We start from the raw sequence: 20,880 nt of genomic DNA, 5'->3' as shown, positions 1-20,880 counted from the left end.
TTTATAAATTATTTAAAAATACAATAACTATTTTCTTATTATGCTTTGATACAAAAACACGTCAATATGTGCACATTCCAAAAAGTGCACATGCAAACTATTATCCGGGTTAAGGAATATGCCTGTCATTATTGGTAGCTACAAATGAAGCCATGGTAAATTTGCTGTAATCTATATATAGTGAAAGAACATTCGTATCAAAGAAATCTTTAAGATTTTGAAATGTAGGAAATGTAAATGAGCCCAGATTAGCATCAAAATATTCATAAATACCCGAAAATGTATCCGTACTTAAATCGGGACGGAGGCCAAAAGCAATAGCATGCCCTCCTCCCTTTTTAGACATCGAAACAATAAAATAGGACGGGCCGTTTTGCTGAACCAGCGTGTCCATTTTAGGATACAGAAAATCATCAAAAGCCGAGATAATAATATCCTCTGTTGCTTCATCAAAGGACTTCATTGTTTTTCCGTACCAGATACCTCTCCAGGCCTGCAATATGTCTTTTAATTGCTTTAAAATGGCTGCTTTTCCTTCTTTTGTAGCCGTTTTGCTTTCTGCGCGAAGCACCTTGACCGTATTATTATAGGATGCATTTTCAGCCTTGTACAATTGCTGGTCGGCTATATATTTAGCCGGAATTCTGTTTGTCCCTCCTGAAGCTACATCCGCATCACGAATACCATTTATAAAATAAAAGGGAGCGGTGCCGCCTGCCTGAAAACTCAACGTAAAATCACGGGCCATTGCAAAACAAACGCCGTTGCTATTAATTGCCTTAAGGGCTGAATCCGTACTCTGATCCACCCAAACAACAAGGACGCCCTTCTGTGCCTTAGCATTAGCTTTCCATGTATCAATATTCATTGATATAATGTTTTATAATACTTTAAATAAAGATTCTTAAAAAAACAATAGAACTAACCTATGGTCTGGTTTACCAGATTCTGAATGATGCTGGTAACTTCATTACCAATATCGCCAAGGTGTCCCGTCAGTTGCGAGTTTATGGCATTAACGATTATAGTCTGAACGGATGGTGAATTGAGCACATTTTGTACAGCAGGGGCCAGGCCGGACTGATCGTCCAGTGTTATGACCATAGCTGAAGGCTGAGGAATAGCGAACACGATTGAATTGAACGGAATATTCAACTGGCTTACGGTGGAACCTGTAGGAGCAACGGTAGAGGTAAGGGAAACGGAGTTTATAGCAACCGTTAAACCAAAATTCAACTGCCCTGCGCCGCCGGAATAACTGGCTGAAAATGTTGCGGAAGCATTGGTACCGGACCCTAATGAACCAAGCAGAATAGCAAAACTCATGTTAGGCGGTGCTAATATCATGGTGGCTGCCGGAACAGTGGCATTCGGGAATCCGTTTACTACAATATTTGACAATGTTACATTCGACAATGTTAAGCCTGCAAACAAATCAAAGCTTCCCAAACTAATGTCACTCGGCTTGAACGGATTAAGCGGTGGATTCTGGTATTGCTGCAACAAGGTTTGCACATACCATCCGCTTGTAGAATCATTCAATGAATAACGCACACGGTCGAAAAGGTACAGATCCACCAGATTGTCTGCCTGCTGGCCGCTATCGGAAGGCAACTGGCCCACTACCGGCGACATATGGTCATTCAGGAAACTTGCAATCTGACTTGTCAGCGTATCAGACAATGCACCAAGGTTTCCTGACGTATTGAGTGATTGCTGCATTTGTGAAAATATAGCGCCGCTTGCATCAGAAGAAGAAAGAGCGGAAGTAATCAGATTATTAATTATTCCGCTCAGGGCAGGATCTGAATTTGTTAACTGAACATTTATATTCTGAAATTGAGGCGCCCCTGAGCCCGTGGTAACAAGATTTATGTTAGTAACCTGACAATTCAGCCCTGCTCTGTTATTCAACACTGAAATTTGTATAGAAGCAGTGAACTGCAAAGAACTGATGCCCGCCTGAAAATCTCCCACGCCTTGTACAATAACCGGACTTGCATTGGGGTCAGCACAGGTTGTAGGAGCAGAAAGGTTAGCTATACATAAATTTTGTGTCAGGACAAATGGTGTGTCAATCGATAAAGGGGTAACTTTCTGCCCGGGCTGCAAGCCTCCCGGATTGTTTGTCCAGTAATTGAAATTCATAACAATATCGGCAGTTATACAGCCTGTCGAATCATTATAATTATAATTCTGAAAACTCTGTACATATGCATTCTCCAACCCGTTAATGGTAACCATGTTCACATTATCGGGATCCTGCAGATTCAAGGTAGGATTGGGGTTGGAAGGTAACGGTATTGCTTCCTGATTCGGGTCAGGTACCGAAATCTGCGAATACGAATTTGCTATCTGCTGGGCAATAAAGCTACCATTGCTTCCGGTTAATGTTCCGATATCCCAGTTTTTTTCTTTTAATGGAATAATGGACGAACCACCACTCTGAATGCCTGCTAAAACAGTAGGCAGAAAAAAGTTACTCTTCGGATTATTTGCGGAAGAGCAGATTGTAGTGAATATGAATTGAAATAAATTTGAATTACCAGCCATGGCTTTCTTTTTAAAGGGTTAAATTTTGCGGTCAACGGTGTACATTGCTATCTCCTCCAAAGCATCTCTGTAGGCATTCTTTTTAAAATGTTTTAAATATTCCAAAGCGTCTAAGGCTTCATGTCTGGCGTCTGCATACGACCTTTCAATGGCCTGAGTTGACATAATTGCATCGATTTCATCACTCAGATCGATCGGGGCAGGTATTTCGCCTCTCATAATTCTGCTGACACTGTGTTCCGCCCCCAGCTCTTCCATTGCATATATAATAGGCAAAGTTGCCCGGCGCTTTATGAGGTCAACCCCCACCTGTTTGCCGGAGTCTTTTTCGTCCTGTAAAAAATCAAACAGATCATCCATAATCTGGAAGGCTCGGCCAACCCTTCTGCCGTAAAAACCGATACGCCTGGTTTCGGTTTTTCCTGCTTTTGCCAGGGACATTCCGGTTTCGCAAGCCATTCCAAACATGATGGCAGTTTTTCGTTCAATTACCTCAAAATACCGTTGCCGCAAAGCCTCATAACTCCAGTTGGGGTCTGTTTCCAATTCATCCAGTTCTCCGGCACAGATGTTAAATGCCGTGTCCAGTACCACCTTTACCAACCCCATTTCACTTTGGGTGTCTATGGCATCAACAAAGGTTCTTATTGCCTGGACAAACTGCATGTCGCCAACGAGGATCGCGGTATTGGTACCTCTTTTTGCGTTCACTGACATTAATCCGCGTCTTAATAAAGCATCGTCAATAATATCGTCGTGTATCAATGTGGCAACATGCAGCATTTCCAGCGAAGCGCAAGCCTTAGCAACTTTGTCCGTTAATTCTCCATCGCCAAGAAATAGCCTGGAGGAAAGCAGCAGCATCATTGGTCTGATTTTTTTTCCCCGCGCATATAGCTGAAGCTCGGTATCTGTTAAATACTTTGCCTGTGGTTTCAAAGCTAACGCCAGGGCAGCTTCAAAATTCTCCATATCGTTGCCGACCAACTTATCATATATCCGCGTTAAGGGATTTTCTTTCCATTTTTCTCCGGCATAAAGCCATTGGCCTCTTGGCTCGTCGATTTCGTAAAGCGAGTCTTTCAATTTTCAGTAAGTGTTTTTCTAATTATTGTGCAATACCGGGAGTAGCCAGCGTATGAAGCATCACTTTCTCCGTTACTTTTTGAATACCTGATTGAATCTTGCTTTGCAGCAGGCTTTTTACAAAATGCATGCTTGCAAGACGCTCTCTTACAATTTCAGCAACTTTGCCCGTCCACATAGAGTCATCTACTTCCACGGCAAATGCGGGGAATTTAACATCCGACTCCGTGATTTTCCAGGCTGCTTTTTCCTCATTATAAGTTATGGTCATTGTTGCCTCAGCGCCTTTAAGCTCTGTATGGCAATCGCCGGACCATAAAAGATCGAAATGCGTGTTTTTGTCTGCCATCAATTCTTCGCGAAACAGAAATATACGCTCTCTGATATCTCTTCTTTCCTGCTCACTCAAAATTTTCCAGCCATTCTTCGTAGCTTCTTCATCAGCGCCTGCACTGGTGCTTGCATCTCCATTGGCCTGGTCCATACTGTTGATAAACTCCTTCATGTTAGTTACCTGCGGAGTTTTGGTTTTGTCGTTTAAAGTGCTGTAAACGTCCGTTCCGGTCATTGTTGGAATATTCGCCGAATTGTCGCCAAGGTTTGTCTGAATAGTTGATGAAAAATTGGAAGAATCGCCTGCTGCAGTCATATATTGCTGGTATTGCGGAGATCCCTTAGGGGATGCATTTGCCAGAACATACAGTGCTATTGATACATTTACCTGTTGTTGAAAAGAATTATGATTATAATCCAGGCCGTTAGAATAAGTATTATTATTTACCGGGGCGTTGCTACTTAAGGCACTGCTTGTATCGCGGGACATTTGAGTCGTTACGCCGCCATTACTCCAAAGGCCTCTTAATCTTGCGCTGGTACAGAAAACCGTGTTATAAGATTCGTTATTCTTATAATAGGAAGCCATCAATGTAGGCCCATGATATGTTCCATTGATGGGATCTTTTTGTGCTCTTGCTTGTGTTACCATTGTATCGATCTCATCAGGCGAAAGCGGGGTAACTCCATTATCTGTGCCGTCTGCACCCGCTGCTTTTGCATAACTTTCATCCAATTCCTGCATGTTGCCGCCGGTATCAATATTAATCCTGCTGGCATAGGTTGCTTTTACTTCATATTTAGCTTTCAGTGAAATGTCCTTCCAGCGCAGCGCAACGCGCAGTTTATTTTTATCTGTTTTGCACAACTCAGTATTCAATTCCAGTGTATCAAGTCCGTTAATATTAAAATCGTGGAAACGGAAAGACACATGGCCATTGTCAAAGCCAATATTTTCGGGCATTTCAGTATGAAAAGCCAACGGATAAAAAGGAGTGTCTTTTAATGATACCTGATTTTGTTTATTCCTGATACCGTTGAGCATTTCGGTTTCAAGAGCTTGCCAGTTAACTTTTTTATTATTTTTCATAAAATTTATAATGTTTATATTAAGAAAATGAAACGGTAAAGCCTTCTACAATATAGTTGTCACCTTGTGTTGCAAGGGCTGTTCCGGTATTTGCGCTAATGGTTATAGTTATACCTTCAACTTGCGTACTTACTGATGGATTGGACCAGATATTAATGTTTTGCGCAAACTTGCTGATGAAAGGGTTCACTACTTTTTCCTTAAAAATTGAAGTAACAAGGTCAGCAAAACCGGCAGCTGCAGCTGCTAATGCTGAACCGATCACCCCACTCCATTGCGGTGAAAAAATAAGTGTTACGGTGCTTAGCTGTCCAATACTTAAAAGTACGTCGCCGTCAGCGTTAACATTTAATGTAAATGGTACGGGAAGAGGATTGGGCGAATAGGTTATTGAAAAACTTGAAACAATCTTATCCCAATCACTTGGATTTGAAATGGCATCAATAGCCGTGCCTATAGGACACAACACAGTTTTAGCAATTGCCGTAGCTGTCCCTCCCAGTTCTCCATAACCGCTGATGTTTGCAATGCTGATGTTTGCATTTGTAGTTCCGGATGAAATACTTGCAGTAACGCTCTGTACGGTTCCTTTTATTTCCGCACTTGCATAAGCCGCACTACCTCCGCTTTTGGTGGACTCATCAAAAGGATAATTTTTGATTGCCCCCGCCAATACGGCATTCGTCACGTCAAGATCCGCTTGCATAAAAATGTCAAGTCCCGTCGGAGGTGTATAGCTGTCCAGGCTTGTTGCTGAACTGGTTGTCATAGAAGTGGCAACCACCAGTTCATTAGCATTGGTGATGCCAAGTATCGGGTCCTGAAAACTAACACCCAAAAAAGAAGGGATTTGCGGAATTGAAATCGCGCTAAGAAGGTTGTTGGCTGTATTCAATCCATATGGAATAATAATTGCATTGACAATAAGGGTGGTTAATCCCATTTTATTCCAGGTGCTTTCATCTAACCAAACTGACAGGGCATCAAAAGAAAGCTTGTTGTTTGATAACGAGACTTGTGCGTACACCTGAAACGAAGTGCTTCCGGATACAGCCACGCCTGATACAGTGCCGCTGACACTCAAACTGGAAATCAATAACTGGAAAACGTTTCCTGATGGGGGATTGCCGGTTTGGTTTTGTCCCTGTGCATTATAGGACTGTTGCCAATAAGTGGTAGAGGGTGGAGAAAGTGCTATTGTCGGAGCACTGTCAATCTTTAAAGTTATATCAACCGGTATACCACTTACCGTTTGCGAAAAACTTTGAGTAAATATTTTACTCTGAGCTGTTGAGTTACCAAACAAGCTCGCTAGGGTTGAGTTTAATCCGCTTTGGGTTAAACCAACCGCAACATCAAAATTTGCCATGTTAAATTAATTTAATTGCTATTTAATAGTTTGTATATTTGTCCAATAGGTTTCTGTCCAAATTGCTCCTGATACCCGGTATTTTTCCGGAAAATTTTCAAAAGCTATTCTATCTGAACCATGTAAGGGATCGTCTATCAACAAGGTACCTTTTTCCCAATCATAACCTTTTATCATAACGTAATGCGCCCCGCCTTTGAGCCACTCCAGACGAGCGCATAATGGCCTCCCCTGATTTATTTCAAACTTAAGCCTGTCAAAATTTGGCTTTCCTGCCGACCAATGACTGAAGCAGCCGATATATTTCAATGCAACATCAAGTTTGAAATTTACATTCTTTTCCTGCCGGTCTTCAAGGGAATAAATTTCGTATCCTGTATCTGTGTTTTTTACAAGTTCATCTGCTAAATGAGCTTGTTGTACATTCATTGTTTCATAATACTTTGCAATGGCACATGCTAAAGACACCCAACACCACCTGGATTTTAATTGTTGTTCTAATTCAATTTCCAAATAGTGTTCATTTGCAATGAGGCAAGGCAATTTGTAAAATGCACCTATCTCCGATGTGCTCGCATCATTTGAATCAATAAATATTTTCATTGATGCATCTTAGCTTAAACTGGTACATAGTGGAAGCGCACCGCTGATTGCACTATTAATTGGCGGCGTTATGGAACTTTCTATCAGGCTGATTATCTGTCCTTTAACCAGGCCAAGTATAAAGTCTTCGAGTGGGCCTAACAGTTCATTTAAAATTCCCAGACCGTCGATATTTATATTGACGTTATTATAGTTTAAATTGGGGTTCATCACATCCATAGAAGTCAGACAAAGCTGAGTTCCCAATGTGGCATTAAAATCACCTGTTGCGCTTATGGAAACACCGGAAACGGAAACGTTGCCGCTAAGTCCTACAGATGGAGTGAAATACAGGCACCCCGCCTTGAAGTTGCCACCCACCTGGATGCCAATATTGGACGATAACACAGCATCTAATTGTATTGCACCATTAACGGAACTTCCATCGGGGCTTGCGTTTGCAGAAGTAACAACCAGCGAATTGATATGGAAGCTTGAAAGTCCGGTCAGGTGTTCCAGTACGTAACTTGCTACGGCCTCGGCAGTACAGATACCTAAATTGATACTGCCTATCGTCTGCGATCCGGAGGTGACATTCTGCATCGGGTCTAGGCCCCTGGAGAGAATTGCCGAAGTAGCGGCACTGTTAATGTTAGATAAATTTGCGCTTATCACTGCGTTTAATAAATCCTGAAATTGTCCCATAAAGGTTGGTTATTGGTGGTTAACAATGGAAACAAAGATATTAGTTTTCTTTAAAAAATATATTTTTTAAGAATAATTATAAAATATTATTTTTTAAAAAAATATAAAGACAAAAAAAGCTCTATAAGATTTGGTTAAAAATCTTATTCAATTGGTTTTTAAGGAGTTTTATTGGATACTGTCAATAAACTCAGCAAAATTTATACGCTAATGGCCACGATTGATTTTCTAATTCATAAGGGCTAACCTGCAAGACGACTTCAAAATTTATCATAGAATTAATCCGAAAAACCCCATCGGTTATTTCTATGACATAATTTTTGGTTTGAATATTTGAATAAATAGATGGGTACAATATTAATAATAAAGTTCAGCAATAAAACACGTATTTATACCTGTTTTTTGACAAGGAAGAAAAAAATATCATATATATAATGACTATCCACTTTCACCCTAAATGCATTACCAATTTGCAGCTTTTAAGGAGTGCCTTTATCCGTTCAGGTTGCTATGCATAAATGGCTGGTAGCGCTTAAGAAGCAGTTTGTTCAAGGGAAAGTTTTCATACTTTGTTTTTTCTAATAAAAAATGATTGTAGGTTTCATCCTGCACCTGAAACGCTGCACCAATTTTTTTAGCTGTAGCAATAGATTTACTGTTTTCAAGCAGGATTCGTATATTCAGATATTGTAACTTCATTTCATAGAAGGTGTAGAATAAAATTCCCGCGAGCAATTTGCTGGTCAGGAACATCCTTTCCGCAGCAATGCTGTCGCCTACTATTATACCGAGTTCTGCTGAGTCTTGTGTGATATTTTTAATCAGTGCCGCTCCCAGCGCCTGATTTTCTTTAATTACCAAAAAAAGATGCACATTGTTTCCCTCAATCAGGTTCTCTTTAACCCAGGAAACATGGCTTTCATAAGGAATTTCAGCACTTTTACTCATACCCTTACGTACTTCCGGACGATTGCTCAAGTCATAAAGTAAATCTGTATGTTCAGGCAGGAAGCGCTGCAAAGAAGTATTTCCAACACATATAGTCATAAGTATCGTTTAACTATTTGGCAAGCTTTTATCAAATGGGAGAGATCAACCCGGAAGCTGGGGAAAAACCGGATGTATTTATCATAATAAGTGACAATAATTTTGTTGGCAAGGAGTTCTTTTACAGCTGCGTTTGCATTACTTACCGATCCCAGATCAATATTCCATAAAGCGCCCTGGCCGGACAAATGTTGAGCCGGTAAATGCTTTAATATACATAGTTCAATTTCATGGGTACGTGCAGCAAGATCAAGTTGTTCACAGGCATTAATAGTTGCAACGATCGATGCACAGGCCATCGGATGATTAAAGAATGTGCCGCCTCCGCGAAACTTATCAGAAATGACAAATGTTTTTTCAATCATAACTGCCGACACCGGAAAGCCGCTGCCAATAGCTTTTCCGGCCAAAACAATATCGGGCTTTACGCCTTGCGTTTTGAAGAAAAAGGGTGACCCTGTCCGGTAAAATCCCGTAAGGATTTCATCATATATCTGAATCACGCCAAATCGCACAGCCAATTGTTCTAAATTGCGGTAAAACTGCGGATGTCCTTTAAAGCCGCCGCCACTCATCTGAATAGGCTCTATAATAATAGCCGCTACATTTCCTGATTGCATATGGGCTTCGCAGCTTTTCAATACATCATGCTCTGTTTTTTCACCCAAAAAGGGAATCCTGATTATTTGATCGTCATCCTGCAAATAAGATTCGAAACCAAGCTTATTGGCAAATATTGTCTTGCCATGCATGCTTTTGGCAAAGCTGATGATTTTGGGTAACCCTTTCGATTGCATAGCCAGCTTTACGGCAATTTCTACTGCATTTGCGCCGGAAGGATAGAAACCATGTACATGGTAGCCCTGAATATGTTTTTCCAACAGATGTTTTGCCTGTACGTATATATCAGACTCAATAAATCCAGGTGAAGCATAAGTTTGCAGTTGTTTTAATTGCTCATTGATCACAGGGGGATAATTATGCCCCAGGCAAACGGAGCCATATCCCATGCAAAGATCAAAATATTTGAAGCCGGACTCATCGATCAGAAAGTCGCCGCCGGCAGATACAATTCTCATTTTAAACTCAATTTAGTTTACCAGTTTTTGCAAATTAAAGCCAGTTAAAACGCCATTTTTCATGTTACTCAATACGTATTCCTTGTATGGATGCTCGTCGTTCCCGCTTAATAAGAAATACAAAAAGAGATTGTAGTATTCCATAAGAAGGATTAGCAGCTTGGCATCTATAGTTCTCTTACATTGACTTTTATAGCCTTTCATAAAATTTTGTATGAAATGTTCGCTGCGTTTTTGATAGTCATCCTGATCAGCCAAGCTAAGGAGGGTTACATGAAAGCTTATAGCGATGTCATACAAATAAGGCGCCAGCATGCAATTGTCAAAATCAAATACATACAGCTTATTATCTAAAAGATGAATATTTGACCTTGTAAGATCGCCGTGTATAATGCCCCTGTCGCTTTCTGCGATTGGCCACGACTGTATTTGGCTCCATTTTTCTTTAACCGATTCTATAACGTGAACTTCTTTTATTTGCAGCACTTCTGCCAGATCCAATAATACATTCCCGTTTAATGTGCGGTAATATTGATCTCCGGTATTATATTGCTGACTGAGATTGTGTAAAGAACCCATAGTTTCTCCCCATAGCTGAATTTGCCCGGCTTTCCACATTTCATCTTTACATAAAGGAACCCCGCCAATCATTTCAAACACACAAACAATTAATTGCTGCCCGTTTATCTGCAGCTGTACGGAAAGCTTGTTTTCAAGCGATTTTATAACTTTTACTACAGGTGCCTTTTCCTGTAAATAGAGCAAAAATTTTATTTCCCCTGTTACTGCCTCCAGATTCCTGTGATGAACAGGCGTAAGTCGCATTATTGCCGGCCTGTCTTCGATCATCATTGAATAAAATTCGTGATTGGTACCCATTATTTTACTCTTCAATTTTGCATTCCAAAGAGAAGCAACCGACTTAACAGCTGTAACAGGAAGATCAAGATTCATAATAAGTTTTTTATATCTACTTGCGACAAGACGGCTGATCTGTAAAGCACCGGAACTATATATTGCTTCACATTGTCAGACAAAACATCTTCAACTATTCGTGAAGATATTTCCATAATATTCTCTTACAACAGGCTCTCTGATAAGCTCTCTGATTTAATCTGCCGGAACAATTCTTTACGGGATCCCCATCTAAGAATGAACCGTTTAAAATTTTCCTCCAAGCAATCATTTCTTTCATTATTGTGATTTCGTACACTTGTTGTACCGGCATAAATGCATTTAAAATTCCTTGCCCGTGCTTTAATGCAGAAGTCAGCATCCTCAATCGGGCTACTCTCATAGGTTTCATCAAATCCGTTTATGGATTTCATTACTTCACTTTTTACTATTAAAAAAGCGGAGGGTAACCATGTCACTTCACAGGCATACTGATACCTGCCATCATCATTTTCGTGAACGCCGCGAGGTATTGGCCACTGACTTTCATTAAAATAAGGATCGGCACTGAAAATGTTGTTGGTAGCAGTTATCATTCTTGGACCGATAAGGTCGGCATTATGCGATGTCATTAAAGAAAGCATTTCTTCAATAGATGCTTCTTGGATGATCTCCGTTTTACTATCCATAAAACAAATCAATGGTTGCTTTGTAAGACTATAACCATAATTACGATTTGCGGAGTATGAATTTCTTTTATTAACTACATGAATAGCATCTTCGCTTATGCCTATTCTTTTCAGAGAATCGACACATCGGTTAAGGGCATTTTTGCAATCGCCGGATTCTTTCTCGTCTGTTTCCACAAAGGGTATTACGAAATCAATCATATCCTTCGTATAAACAGGCAATGATTTACGCTCGTAAATAAAGGGCGGCTGAATATTGACTCGCGTTAACGGTAACCCCATTCGCGCAATTGATTTATCGGCGAGGCGTCTCCACATTTCGTATGCGCCCTCCGGCCGCAGTGAATGGCTGGTGCGTTTTGAATTGAGCCTGTAGTAATACAAAACCTTGTCATATAGCTCAATAGCGCCTTTTTCTTCCAGTTTTAAATAAATATCACAATCTTCGCCCGCATAGTAAAAATCAGAAAAACCTTCCCATCCGCTTGTTTCTTTATATGCCTTTCGGCTAAGCAAAGTAGGTTGGCAATGGTTATAAATGTCCGTCACCATCCCTTGCTGATACTTCCTGTGTTCGAAAGGGAACCAATCCTGCATATCTACCAAACCGCCATTCTCATCTATAAATCTGCGCCTTGCTCTTATAATACTTGCCCAGGGCTTTAAGACAGCTTCCCCGGTAAGGTCTTCTACAATTGCCGCATCCAGCACATCATCATCATCAAGCGGAATAATGTAATCTTCAGTTGCAATACTACTTAAGAAGTGGCGCGAGCGCGCTATGCCCTGGTTTTTCTTAAAAAATGCTTTAAGTCTTGGATGGTTTAGCTGATGTATTATCTGAAGAATGTGGTGAGACAAAGCATCACCTTCATCCCAGACAAGGTACAAAACCCATCGGTTTACCGTTTGTTGAAGCACTGATTCTATACATGGTATGAGCCAGTCTCCTTTAAAAACCGGGATTTCGACAGAAACAACAGGCAGATTGCTTTTTCCCGTATCAGCAAATTGAACTTGTTCCTCTACCCATTGAAATAACCGGTGCCTGAATTCTTCAACATGATTATATGGTTCTTTCATCAATTGTACAAGTGTTTTGTTCCAAAAATTAAATAGCCACGATAAGCAAACCACGGCATGTGCAATTGCCTATGGAAGCAGGTTTTGCAATCCGGATTGGGTTCTTCATGCCTGCTTTTTACAAACTATAACTCTCTTCTTTTGTACTATGGTTTAACTTGTTTTTCAAATCGGACGGACAGAAGTCACAATCTTTGCAAAGTTTATTATAGTCTCCTTTTAAAAAACCCGACAATTTTTCAAATTGAAGCTGCTGCAAACTTTCATTATTAATATTGCCGTAAGAAGTAACTCTTTGATAATCCATAGCACACAACCGCATGGTACCGTCAGCGGAAATGAATGCTAAATTTTTAGCAATTTTACAGATGTTGTACATTTCGTCTGAATACCTGAAAAGATCTACGATTATGCGCTTATCGTGTAGATACTTTGTAGCGAAAGAATCTATTTTTACCGGATTCATTCCGGATACAAGCAAGCCGGCTCTGTTATTTACAGGATGTAACCATATCTGATCTACAGAACTATTTCGCCACTTCTCTACAAATGCTTCCGTTTCATGTATGTTTTGCTCACATGCAACGAAACTGATATTTATTTTAACATCTGCGTTTATATCCTTTTTTATTTGAAGTGCACTTTTAACGTTAGCGATAACTTTGTCGAAATTTTTCATTCCCATTATAACTTCATGCATGGGTGCCGTTGCAGCATTGATGCTGAAGTTGATTGTTTTAAGTCCGGCGTTTAGTAATTGCCTGAATTTTTTCTCCGTCATTAAAGCACCATTACTGGTCATGGCAACTACGGCATTTGCGGCAGACAGTATTGCTACAATTTGATCAATATGAGGATGTAATAATGATTCTCCGATACCACATAGCACAACCTGTCGCTGAGGGCCTTCCATAATATTCGCCGCTAGCTTCTCAACAGTATTTATTGAAATGAATGATTTTGTATCAGGCATTACGGAACGGGGACAAAAACCACATGTGGCATTGCATCGCGAAGTAACTTCGAGATCAATGATAAGCTTATCAGTGTCGCTCAATGTCTGGTGAATACACTCGTTTACCGGCAAGTCCATCATATTTGAATTATAGTTTTATTTCAAATTGCAATGCAATTCATCACGACGGATATAAAACGTGGTTAATAAAGAAGCCAACGCGGAATAAACAGGAATCAGGTTAAATATTGGATTAGTAAGTCAATACCCGCTTCAACAAATATCTATATAAGTTTTTACATAGAACATAATTTTTAATAATTATTTTTCAACGTTTTCTTATCGCTTACAAAGCGAAAGTGATTATCCATAATATTTTTAATGACAGATTTCGGTGCAGGAAGCATTTCTTTTCTTTTATTTTTCCATTTGCTACAGCTTCCAATCAGCTCGCTCTGTTTCTGTTCATTGAAAAGCAAATCACGGATGGAATGAAGCACTGCATTCCGGTTTAGAATCTCAACTTTTTCATAACATTCTTTTAGTTCAAAAAGCCTTTCCAGTTGCATGCATACGCGTCGCATGCCATATGGCCATACCCAAAAAGGAAAAACTTTTCCTTTAAGAAAAGAGATTTCCGATGAAGGAAGGGTTTCTTCCGAATTCATAAGAAGCAGTGCGGGTGTTTCCAATTGAATAGCGTCTACAATGCAGGAGATATACGAATCTGTCAGATACAGATCTGAGTAACTAATCATACTCAAAAACTCAGAATATGACATAGCGGGTAGAATTGTCACATTACTCAGGCTTTGCCATTCCTGAATCTTTCTTGGTAAAATCGTAACAATTTGTACGTTATCGGCAGCTAATTCATTAAATATTGTTGCAAGGTATTTGAAATAGTCAGGGTAGAGTACTTCTATAGAGTTGAAACGATCTTTGGAAAGCGGGTAGAAAATTGTCTTGGCTCCGGGCTTACTTTTCCATTTCAACATAGTTTGAGCAGGATCCATAAGTGTTGATTTATTGTAAATGGACTCAGAGTAGAAATGACGTGCATTGGCTGATAGCTGCTCAATGGACATATATCTCAACGCGTAAACCCAATCGGGAACGGCAGAAAAAGAAATAATGCTGCCCGTTTGCGGCATTATATGCGTAAATCCGCTTTCAAAAGGATCAAATGACATCACAGGAATGGTTACATCATCTTCATCCAATATAAATTGGCCGAATTTACAACCTGTATATCCGGGTAAGTTCCAAAAACTATTCGTGCCAAAAATGATTGCATCCGCAGAAAATTGAACAACTGCATCCAGGATGGTTTGCTTGACATTTTTGCTCTTTTCAAAAATATAATAACTATCCTCTTCGCTGATGTATTTAGTGAATTCCGCATCAAAAACAAATCCAAAATGATATTCTTCCCTGCCAAGGTCCTTTATCCAATTAAGGCATAAGGCAAGATCGCCCATGTTATTTTTAGATGTAACAACAAATAGAATTCTTTCTTTCATAAACGTATTATTACTTTATATCTGCTTTTGTGTGCTTAATGTGGCAAATGTTTAAGCTCTTTTAAACAATCTATTCATTTTAATTTGAGCTTTCTCTTTTGTGTTTGGGCATTGTTCCCAATTACAATTAATATTTGTCACAATGTAATACATTTTATTTTATAGGCATTTAGTTTCTCAATATGAAAGTTATTTCATTGAATTCTATCCGATTGTTGTGTCTGATATTGAATAAAAAAGCCAATTTGCTCAACTTATAATCAGCATGAATGAAAAAAGCCTTTCAGCTTGAATCGCTGAAAGGCTTGACTGTTAGGTGGTGTGAGCCGGGATACAACCGGTGATACGAGGATTTTCAGTTCTTAAAAACATTAAATTCGAAAGTGTTCGACCGATGTTCGATCCAATAAAAAAACCGCACTCTTTTTGAATGCGGTTTTTGTCTGAGCAGAAGACGCGATTCGAACGCGCGACCCCAACCTTGGCAAGGTTGTGCTCTACCAGCTGAGCTACTTCTGCATTGTATTTCAAGAACTTCGGTAAAAGAAAAAGAATACAAAATTGTATCCTTTTTCTGTGTGCCCCAGGCGGGACTTGAACCCGCACTTGCATTGCTGCAAACAGGATTTTAAGTCCTGCGTGTCTACCAATTTCACCACCAGGGCATCCACCATTTTCAAAGAAAATGATAAAAGGTAAAAAAAATCCAAACCCATAAAGGCTTGGAATTTCCGTGAGCAGAAGACGCGATTCGAACGCGCGACCCCAACCTTGGCAAGGTTGTGCTCTACCAGCTGAGCTACTTCTGCATTGATTAAAAGAACTGTTTCCCGCTTTGGGATTGCAAAGGTAATGTCTTTTTTTATTACAACAAAAATTTAGGTACTAATTTTTGAAACTTTCTTCCTCATTTCAGATATGATTCATTCTCCCGCCACCTGCGTAATAGCGCGTCCAGTAAGCATCGCCAAGGTCACTGATTACCACTCCCTGACTAACGGAGGCATGTACAAATTTACCGTCATATAAGTAAACACCTACGTGCGAAATGCGCTTGCTGTGTATTTTAAAGAAAACCAAATCACCTTCTTTTAATTCTGATGTGGCAATACGTTCTACCTGGGTGAATTGCTCAATGGATGTACGGACAATGGGAAGATTATAAACGTCGTTATAAAGCTGTCGCGTGAAAGCAGAACAATCAATACCAAACCTGTTATCTCCGCCAAAACGATAAGGCGTGCCATACCAGTCTTCAATAAAAGAATAAAGTGAGATATTATGCTTTTTACCTTCACTTATCTTTTTAAAGGCAGTTGACTTCTGCTCCGCCGTTTCCATGTCGGGAGCATCGTTATTAGCCTTCTTATTGTTTGTATATAGCTGTTTACCTTGTGTAAGTCTTACATTATTGCTGCCACCTTCCAGTGTTATCCCGTCAATAAACTGAGGGGTTTTACTTTTACTTGCTGTTGAACCGGTGGTCTTTTGCGCAGCACATGAACCTAAAAACATCAATGCGATGCATGTCGATAAGATAGTAGTTATCTGCTTCATTTCGGCATGAATTTGGGCAAAGATAAAAACTTATTGTCAAAAATGCTCGCTTCAGGAGGCAATGGCATGTCAGGTTATTATATTAAGCAGAACCTTATCTTTGGGCTCTTATCGAACTTTTTAGTTTTGAAACCTGAATTACTGCTTTACTCCGATTTTGATTCCCCTCGCCTCCGGTATATCCTGAATTGGATTTTCGGAGAACAACTTGGTATTGCATTCGGACTGACAACAGATTTGAGTTATTGGAATGATTTTGAAGGGGCGAAAATCAATTACAGTTCTGATAAGCGAGGAAAGGAAGATCTTCACATTATTCCGCATTCTATTTTAAAAGAAACGGACATCATTCCTCAAAGCCTTTCTATTAATCGCTGGAAACACAGCACCATTCTTTTTTATACCCAACCCGGCGCCAAAGTTCCGTTCGACATTTTTGCCGCTGCCTTTTATTTATTAAGCCGTTACGAAGAGTATCTTCCAAGCGAAAAGGACAGGCACGGAAGATATAAGCGGGAACAGTCTGTAGCTGCCCAATATTCTTTTTTACAACAGCCTGTGGCAGATGAATGGATTTTTCATTTCGGAAAAATACTGGAACAACAATTTCAATTGCATTTACGTAAAAAGGAATTTCAATTTATACCGACTTATGATATAGACATTGCCTGGAAATATTTGCATAAAGGTTCAAAACGCCATTCAGGTGGTCTTTTCAAAGATATAATATTATTAAAATGGGCAGATGTAAATGAAAGAATAGCGGTAAATGCAGGCAAAAGCAAAGATCCGTTTGATTGCTTTGAATGGCTTGACAACATTCACGAAAAATATCAGCTGCACCCTATCTATTTCATGCTGTTGGGGCAACCAGGCGCTTTTGATAAAAATGCAAATCCTGATTCAGAAGCAATGCAGGATTTGATGAAAAGATTGGGGAAACATTATAGCGTTGGCATTCATCCTTCTTATGGTTCGCATAAAAATGCCGGAATATTAAAATCTGAGATTGAAATATTGGAAAGCAATATTCAAAAACCAATTATACAAAGCCGCCAGCATTATATAAAATTTTCTTTGCCGGAGACGTATGAGAATCTTATCTCACAGGGTATTCAGGAGGATTATTCTATGGGATATGCTTCCTGCAATGGTTTCCGGGCAGGAACTTCCAATCCGTTTTTGTGGTATAACCTGAAGGAAGAAAATGTAACTTCTTTGCGCGTACACCCTTTTGCATTTATGGAAGCAACCAATAAATTCTATCTGAAACAAAATCCGGAAAACGCCTGGCAGGAGTGGGAACGCTTATGGCACGCTGTAAAAAAAGTGAATGGAACTTTTATCAGCATTTGGCATAATTATATTCTGGGTACGGATAAAGCCAGCAAAGGCTGGCGGGAACTGTATATAAAGATGCTGAATAATTATAAAAGCTGATTCTAATCCATCTTCAGAACACTTAATAACTCTGTTTTGCGATTGCGTGAAACGGGAATCTTTTCTTTGTTAATCAATATCAGATAGCCTTCATTGAGATAGCTTTCCACAGCATTGAGATTCACAAGAAAGGATTTATGAATCAGATAAAACTCATGCCGCTCCAGCATTTTATTAAAATTGCCAATGCTTTGTGAACTTAGCAAAGAAGCCTTGTTTACAAGATTTATTTTGGTATAGCCTTTTATGCCTTCGCAGTACAGAATATCTTCAATCCTTATAAACTCCATGCCGCTCTGTGTCGGAACGACAATTTTCTTTTTATGGGTTTGATTCAGATTTTCTACAAGTAGCTGATTTTTTTGAAGTGCACTTTTGGCCTCAATGTTTTTCATCGCATTATTTACAGCCACAATAAGCTCTTCGTTGTCCACGGGTTTTACAATATATCCTATGGCGCAATGCTTTATGGCATCAATGGCATAATTATCGAATGCGGTAATAAAAATGATTTCAAAATGAGGTTCCGGTATTTTAGCTAATACTTCAAAGCCATTCATCTGCGGCATTGCTATGTCAAGAAATACCAATTGAGGCTTTAGTTCCAAAATAAGCTCAATAGCCAGAACCGGATTTTGCTCGGTGCCTATAATTTTTATTTGCGGACAAAACCGTTCAAGCTTACTGGTTAGTATAGCGGAAGATTTTGGTTCATCATCAATAAGCAATGCAGTAATTGCCATGATTAATTTTTTTGAGAAAATGAAATAGTAATGGTGGTACCTGAGCCTTGCTCCGGCATTTTCTCATGTGTGTCAAAGGTTATTTCCCAACTCTTACTTTGGTTTAATAGCTCAATTCTGTCCCGTATTACATTAGAAGAACGGTGCTGATGGCCGTTGGAATTATTTTTAAGAATTGCTTTACTGCGCGTCATTCCTATACCGTCATCTTCAATAGTAACTACAAAAGATTGATGGTCTAAATATACAAATGATACTGAAATATTTCCTTCTTCTTCCTTGTGAAATATTCCATGGTTTACTGCATTTTCCACTATAGGCTGAAGTAACATCGAAGGGATTTGCTGACATTCAATATCCAGTCTTTCATCAATATGAAATTCATAATTAAGCTTAGCTTCAAATCTTAGTTTTTCAAGGTAAAGATAGTTTTGCAATAATTCAATTTCCTGTTGAATGGTAATGTTTTGTTTCCCTGAATATTCAAAAAACAGGCGTATCAGTTTAGAGAATTTCACAAGATAATTTTCTGAAATTTCAACTTCATTACGCTGGATATAATATTGAATGGCATTTAAAGAATTGTGTACAAAATGCGGGTTCATTTGCGAACGCAAAGCCTTTAGCTCTACTTCATATTGATGTATTTTCAGTTCCAGTTCTTTTTTCAGCCCTGCTTCAATTATCTGATTCTTCTTCCTGCTGAAAACAAGGAACAGCCCTATCATGGTTGCCACCAACAGAATGGCAATTCCAAACAGTATAAAAAAGACAAGATTTATTTGCTGGGACATTTGAACCCTATTATAAAACAACCGTAAAGTAATATATTTAATAATGGTATCACAAGGCCGATACGGTAATCATGCAAATCAAGATTTCTGACTAACAGATAGAAGGGCAGAAAGCCTATATAAAAAACCAGCAATCCGGACATGATCCAGAATTGCTGATTTTTGATAAAATAAACAGCAGCATCTGTTTCTATTAATTGCTTAAAAAACAGGAACGCACCGGCTAAAATAAATACAGAGCCCGTCATAAGCATATAGAAGTATAAATCTCCCGTTGCACTTTCGGTAAAAACAGAAAAAACGGTGGCTGCCAGAAAAACAAACAATAAGATTTTAGGTATGATTTTTCGCTTCAATATTGTAATAAACCATATCAGCAAAAAGACGAAAGAAATTATCAAATAAACGTTGTACAGAAAGTTGGATGTTTCCTTCTCATAATACAATCTGACACTTCCGGTTACTTCAACTATCGTGGCAAAGAGCATTAAAAAAGGGAAATATTTCTGTGCGGAGTTTTTATAATTCTTCCAATAATATACCGAAACCAAAAATGCTATAATAAGAACTCCTGTCCTGACAGAATCTGCTAATTCCAAAATCATGCAATTCGTTTTTAGTAAAGAATATTACATTGCTTCTGTAAATATAGGTGCCGGTTCAGAAATTCCGGAGCTAAAGAGCCTCTCTTATAATATGTTTACTTGTTTCCGTTATCGTAAACGGTAGGCGGTCTGCCATAAGACCCAAGATTCAGGCATTGAATCTCCATGCTGTTGTTGCCTTCATTTGTTGGTGCAAAGAAAACAGTTGTAAATACTTTTTCGTCTGCTGATTTTGCTCCCTGATAAATCCTGATACCTAAATCCCTTAAACCTAAAGCATTGGAGGCTTCTTTTACGTAAGCAATATAATTTTCTATTTCTTCAAGGCTGAAAATGGTTTCACGCGAGTCAGGTTCATCATCTCCATGAGATTGTCGGTAACGGTTAATAATTGCATATTGATTGTCAACATACAATTTTTCCATTGCTTTCGCTGTTTCTTTGTCAATAAGTCCTTTGGGAAGTGGTGGTTGCATAATTTTTATTTTAAAAGGTTAAGAAATAGATGAATGACCGGGGAATAAAAGTCCGAATTTTAATTTACATTTTTCAATGTTTTAAATATAAAAAATAAGCCAATACCATAACGTTGATTATGATATTGGCCTCATGGATGAACCGATTTTTAGTGTCTGGCTTCTCATGGGTAACAATTGAGTATATGGAGATAACGATTAATTAATATTTCTAATTACTACACATCAAAGATGAAGCATTACATAACAACAATAAAGCCGTATCGACGAAGTGTCA

19 protein-coding genes and 3 tRNA genes are annotated in these 20,880 nt (G+C 39.1%); 1 reads left to right on the top strand and 21 read right to left on the bottom strand.

Features of this window, described 5'->3' with window-relative positions; genetic code table 11:
* Positions 1 to 109: 109 nt before the first annotated feature.
* The 17 genes from F0919_RS14375 to F0919_RS14295 all read right to left on the bottom strand — a co-directional run bounded on the left by F0919_RS14375 (position 110) and on the right by F0919_RS14295 (position 16,545).
* Positions 110 to 868 carry a hypothetical protein gene (locus F0919_RS14375; RefSeq protein WP_150033460.1) on the bottom strand — a complete coding sequence of 253 codons (759 nt, stop codon included), beginning with the start codon at positions 866 to 868 and terminating at the stop codon, positions 110 to 112.
* A gap of 53 nt (positions 869 to 921) precedes the next feature.
* On the bottom strand, positions 922 to 2,553 hold the full coding sequence (locus tag F0919_RS14370) for a hypothetical protein (protein WP_150033459.1): 1,632 nt from the start codon (positions 2,551 to 2,553) through the stop codon (positions 922 to 924).
* A gap of 18 nt (positions 2,554 to 2,571) precedes the next feature.
* Complete coding sequence (locus F0919_RS14365; RefSeq protein WP_150033458.1) at positions 2,572 to 3,639, bottom strand: polyprenyl synthetase family protein; 1,068 nt, start codon at positions 3,637 to 3,639, stop codon at positions 2,572 to 2,574.
* Between the two features lie 22 nt (positions 3,640 to 3,661).
* Positions 3,662 to 5,062 (bottom strand): hypothetical protein, encoded by a 1,401-nt coding sequence (locus tag F0919_RS14360; RefSeq protein WP_150033457.1) that lies wholly within the window; start codon positions 5,060 to 5,062, stop codon positions 3,662 to 3,664.
* A gap of 19 nt (positions 5,063 to 5,081) precedes the next feature.
* Positions 5,082 to 6,431, bottom strand: a complete 1,350-nt coding sequence (locus F0919_RS14355; protein WP_150033456.1) for a hypothetical protein — start codon at positions 6,429 to 6,431, stop codon at positions 5,082 to 5,084.
* Positions 6,432 to 6,449: 18 nt separating this feature from the next.
* Entirely contained in the window at positions 6,450 to 7,034 is a 585-nt protein-coding gene (locus tag F0919_RS14350) for a papain-like cysteine protease family protein (protein WP_150033455.1), read from the bottom strand.
* A 9-nt stretch (positions 7,035 to 7,043) separates the two neighbouring features.
* Entirely contained in the window at positions 7,044 to 7,718 is a 675-nt protein-coding gene (locus tag F0919_RS14345) for a hypothetical protein (protein ID WP_150033454.1), read from the bottom strand.
* Between the two features lie 492 nt (positions 7,719 to 8,210).
* A complete protein-coding gene (locus tag F0919_RS14340; protein ID WP_150033453.1) occupies positions 8,211 to 8,765 on the bottom strand; it encodes a GNAT family N-acetyltransferase in 555 nt (184 codons plus the stop codon).
* Complete coding sequence (locus tag F0919_RS14335; RefSeq protein WP_150033452.1) at positions 8,762 to 9,844, bottom strand: aminotransferase class III-fold pyridoxal phosphate-dependent enzyme; 1,083 nt, start codon at positions 9,842 to 9,844, stop codon at positions 8,762 to 8,764. Before F0919_RS14335 ends, F0919_RS14340 begins: the two co-directional genes overlap by 4 nt.
* Before the next feature lie 12 nt (positions 9,845 to 9,856).
* Positions 9,857 to 10,798, bottom strand: a complete 942-nt coding sequence (locus F0919_RS14330) for a phosphotransferase (RefSeq protein WP_150033451.1) — start codon at positions 10,796 to 10,798, stop codon at positions 9,857 to 9,859.
* A 125-nt stretch (positions 10,799 to 10,923) separates the two neighbouring features.
* A complete protein-coding gene (locus tag F0919_RS14325) occupies positions 10,924 to 12,510 on the bottom strand; it encodes a glycosyltransferase (RefSeq protein ID WP_150033450.1) in 1,587 nt (528 codons plus the stop codon).
* Positions 12,511 to 12,628: 118 nt separating this feature from the next.
* Positions 12,629 to 13,606 carry a radical SAM protein gene (locus F0919_RS14320; RefSeq protein WP_150033449.1) on the bottom strand — a complete coding sequence of 326 codons (978 nt, stop codon included), beginning with the start codon at positions 13,604 to 13,606 and terminating at the stop codon, positions 12,629 to 12,631.
* 173 nt (positions 13,607 to 13,779) lie between these two features.
* On the bottom strand, positions 13,780 to 14,988 hold the full coding sequence (locus F0919_RS14315) for a DUF6365 family protein (RefSeq protein ID WP_150033448.1): 1,209 nt from the start codon (positions 14,986 to 14,988) through the stop codon (positions 13,780 to 13,782).
* Between the two features lie 446 nt (positions 14,989 to 15,434).
* A tRNA-Gly gene (locus F0919_RS14310) sits at positions 15,435 to 15,507 on the bottom strand.
* A gap of 60 nt (positions 15,508 to 15,567) precedes the next feature.
* Positions 15,568 to 15,653 (bottom strand) — tRNA-Leu (locus F0919_RS14305).
* A 71-nt stretch (positions 15,654 to 15,724) separates the two neighbouring features.
* Positions 15,725 to 15,797 (bottom strand) — tRNA-Gly (locus tag F0919_RS14300).
* A gap of 103 nt (positions 15,798 to 15,900) precedes the next feature.
* Entirely contained in the window at positions 15,901 to 16,545 is a 645-nt protein-coding gene (locus F0919_RS14295) for a C40 family peptidase (protein WP_216629427.1), read from the bottom strand.
* 42 nt (positions 16,546 to 16,587) lie between these two features.
* Between F0919_RS14295 and F0919_RS14290 the strand changes: the two genes are divergently transcribed.
* Positions 16,588 to 17,985 carry a polysaccharide deacetylase family protein gene (locus F0919_RS14290; protein WP_150033447.1) on the top strand — a complete coding sequence of 466 codons (1,398 nt, stop codon included), beginning with the start codon at positions 16,588 to 16,590 and terminating at the stop codon, positions 17,983 to 17,985.
* A gap of 2 nt (positions 17,986 to 17,987) precedes the next feature.
* Here the strand turns inward: F0919_RS14290 and F0919_RS14285 are convergent, their stop codons facing one another.
* From F0919_RS14285 to F0919_RS14270, 4 genes are all read right to left on the bottom strand, one after another.
* Positions 17,988 to 18,728, bottom strand: a complete 741-nt coding sequence (locus F0919_RS14285) for a LytR/AlgR family response regulator transcription factor (RefSeq protein ID WP_150033446.1) — start codon at positions 18,726 to 18,728, stop codon at positions 17,988 to 17,990.
* 2 nt (positions 18,729 to 18,730) lie between these two features.
* Positions 18,731 to 19,522: a sensor histidine kinase gene (locus F0919_RS14280; RefSeq protein WP_150033445.1), complete on the bottom strand. Its 792-nt coding sequence runs from the start codon at positions 19,520 to 19,522 to the stop codon at positions 18,731 to 18,733.
* Positions 19,507 to 20,127, bottom strand: coding sequence for a hypothetical protein (locus F0919_RS14275; protein WP_150033444.1), 621 nt, complete (start codon positions 20,125 to 20,127; stop codon positions 19,507 to 19,509). Before F0919_RS14275 ends, F0919_RS14280 begins: the two co-directional genes overlap by 16 nt.
* A gap of 95 nt (positions 20,128 to 20,222) precedes the next feature.
* Positions 20,223 to 20,603 (bottom strand): hypothetical protein, encoded by a 381-nt coding sequence (locus F0919_RS14270; RefSeq protein ID WP_150033443.1) that lies wholly within the window; start codon positions 20,601 to 20,603, stop codon positions 20,223 to 20,225.
* Between the last annotated feature and the right edge of the window lie 277 nt (positions 20,604 to 20,880).

The organism is Taibaiella lutea, from assembly GCF_008629695.1.
GTDB lineage: Bacteria > Bacteroidota > Bacteroidia > Chitinophagales > Chitinophagaceae > Taibaiella > Taibaiella lutea.
Note: the sequence above shows the minus strand (reverse complement) of the source record. Positions and strands in the feature narration are given on the sequence as shown.

Excerpts from the sequence above, each read along its gene's own strand:
- F0919_RS14375 (WP_150033460.1), bottom strand. The coding sequence starts at position 868 with ATGAATATTGATACATGGAAAGCTAATGCTAAGGCACAGAAGGGCGTC.
- F0919_RS14370 (WP_150033459.1), bottom strand. The coding sequence starts at position 2,553 with ATGGCTGGTAATTCAAATTTATTTCAATTCATATTCACTACAATCTGC.
- F0919_RS14360 (WP_150033457.1), bottom strand. The coding sequence starts at position 5,062 with ATGAAAAATAATAAAAAAGTTAACTGGCAAGCTCTTGAAACCGAAATG.
- F0919_RS14355 (WP_150033456.1), bottom strand. The coding sequence starts at position 6,431 with ATGGCAAATTTTGATGTTGCGGTTGGTTTAACCCAAAGCGGATTAAAC.
- F0919_RS14350 (WP_150033455.1), bottom strand. The coding sequence starts at position 7,034 with ATGAAAATATTTATTGATTCAAATGATGCGAGCACATCGGAGATAGGT.
- F0919_RS14345 (WP_150033454.1), bottom strand. The coding sequence starts at position 7,718 with ATGGGACAATTTCAGGATTTATTAAACGCAGTGATAAGCGCAAATTTA.
- F0919_RS14340 (WP_150033453.1), bottom strand. The coding sequence starts at position 8,765 with ATGACTATATGTGTTGGAAATACTTCTTTGCAGCGCTTCCTGCCTGAA.
- F0919_RS14335 (WP_150033452.1), bottom strand. The coding sequence starts at position 9,844 with ATGAGAATTGTATCTGCCGGCGGCGACTTTCTGATCGATGAGTCCGGC.
- F0919_RS14330 (WP_150033451.1), bottom strand. The coding sequence starts at position 10,798 with ATGAATCTTGATCTTCCTGTTACAGCTGTTAAGTCGGTTGCTTCTCTT.
- F0919_RS14325 (WP_150033450.1), bottom strand. The coding sequence starts at position 12,510 with ATGAAAGAACCATATAATCATGTTGAAGAATTCAGGCACCGGTTATTT.
- F0919_RS14320 (WP_150033449.1), bottom strand. The coding sequence starts at position 13,606 with ATGATGGACTTGCCGGTAAACGAGTGTATTCACCAGACATTGAGCGAC.
- F0919_RS14315 (WP_150033448.1), bottom strand. The coding sequence starts at position 14,988 with ATGAAAGAAAGAATTCTATTTGTTGTTACATCTAAAAATAACATGGGC.
- F0919_RS14295 (WP_216629427.1), bottom strand. The coding sequence starts at position 16,545 with ATGAAGCAGATAACTACTATCTTATCGACATGCATCGCATTGATGTTT.
- F0919_RS14290 (WP_150033447.1), top strand. The coding sequence starts at position 16,588 with ATGCTCGCTTCAGGAGGCAATGGCATGTCAGGTTATTATATTAAGCAG.
- F0919_RS14285 (WP_150033446.1), bottom strand. The coding sequence starts at position 18,728 with ATGGCAATTACTGCATTGCTTATTGATGATGAACCAAAATCTTCCGCT.
- F0919_RS14280 (WP_150033445.1), bottom strand. The coding sequence starts at position 19,522 with ATGTCCCAGCAAATAAATCTTGTCTTTTTTATACTGTTTGGAATTGCC.
- F0919_RS14275 (WP_150033444.1), bottom strand. The coding sequence starts at position 20,127 with ATGATTTTGGAATTAGCAGATTCTGTCAGGACAGGAGTTCTTATTATA.
- F0919_RS14270 (WP_150033443.1), bottom strand. The coding sequence starts at position 20,603 with ATGCAACCACCACTTCCCAAAGGACTTATTGACAAAGAAACAGCGAAA.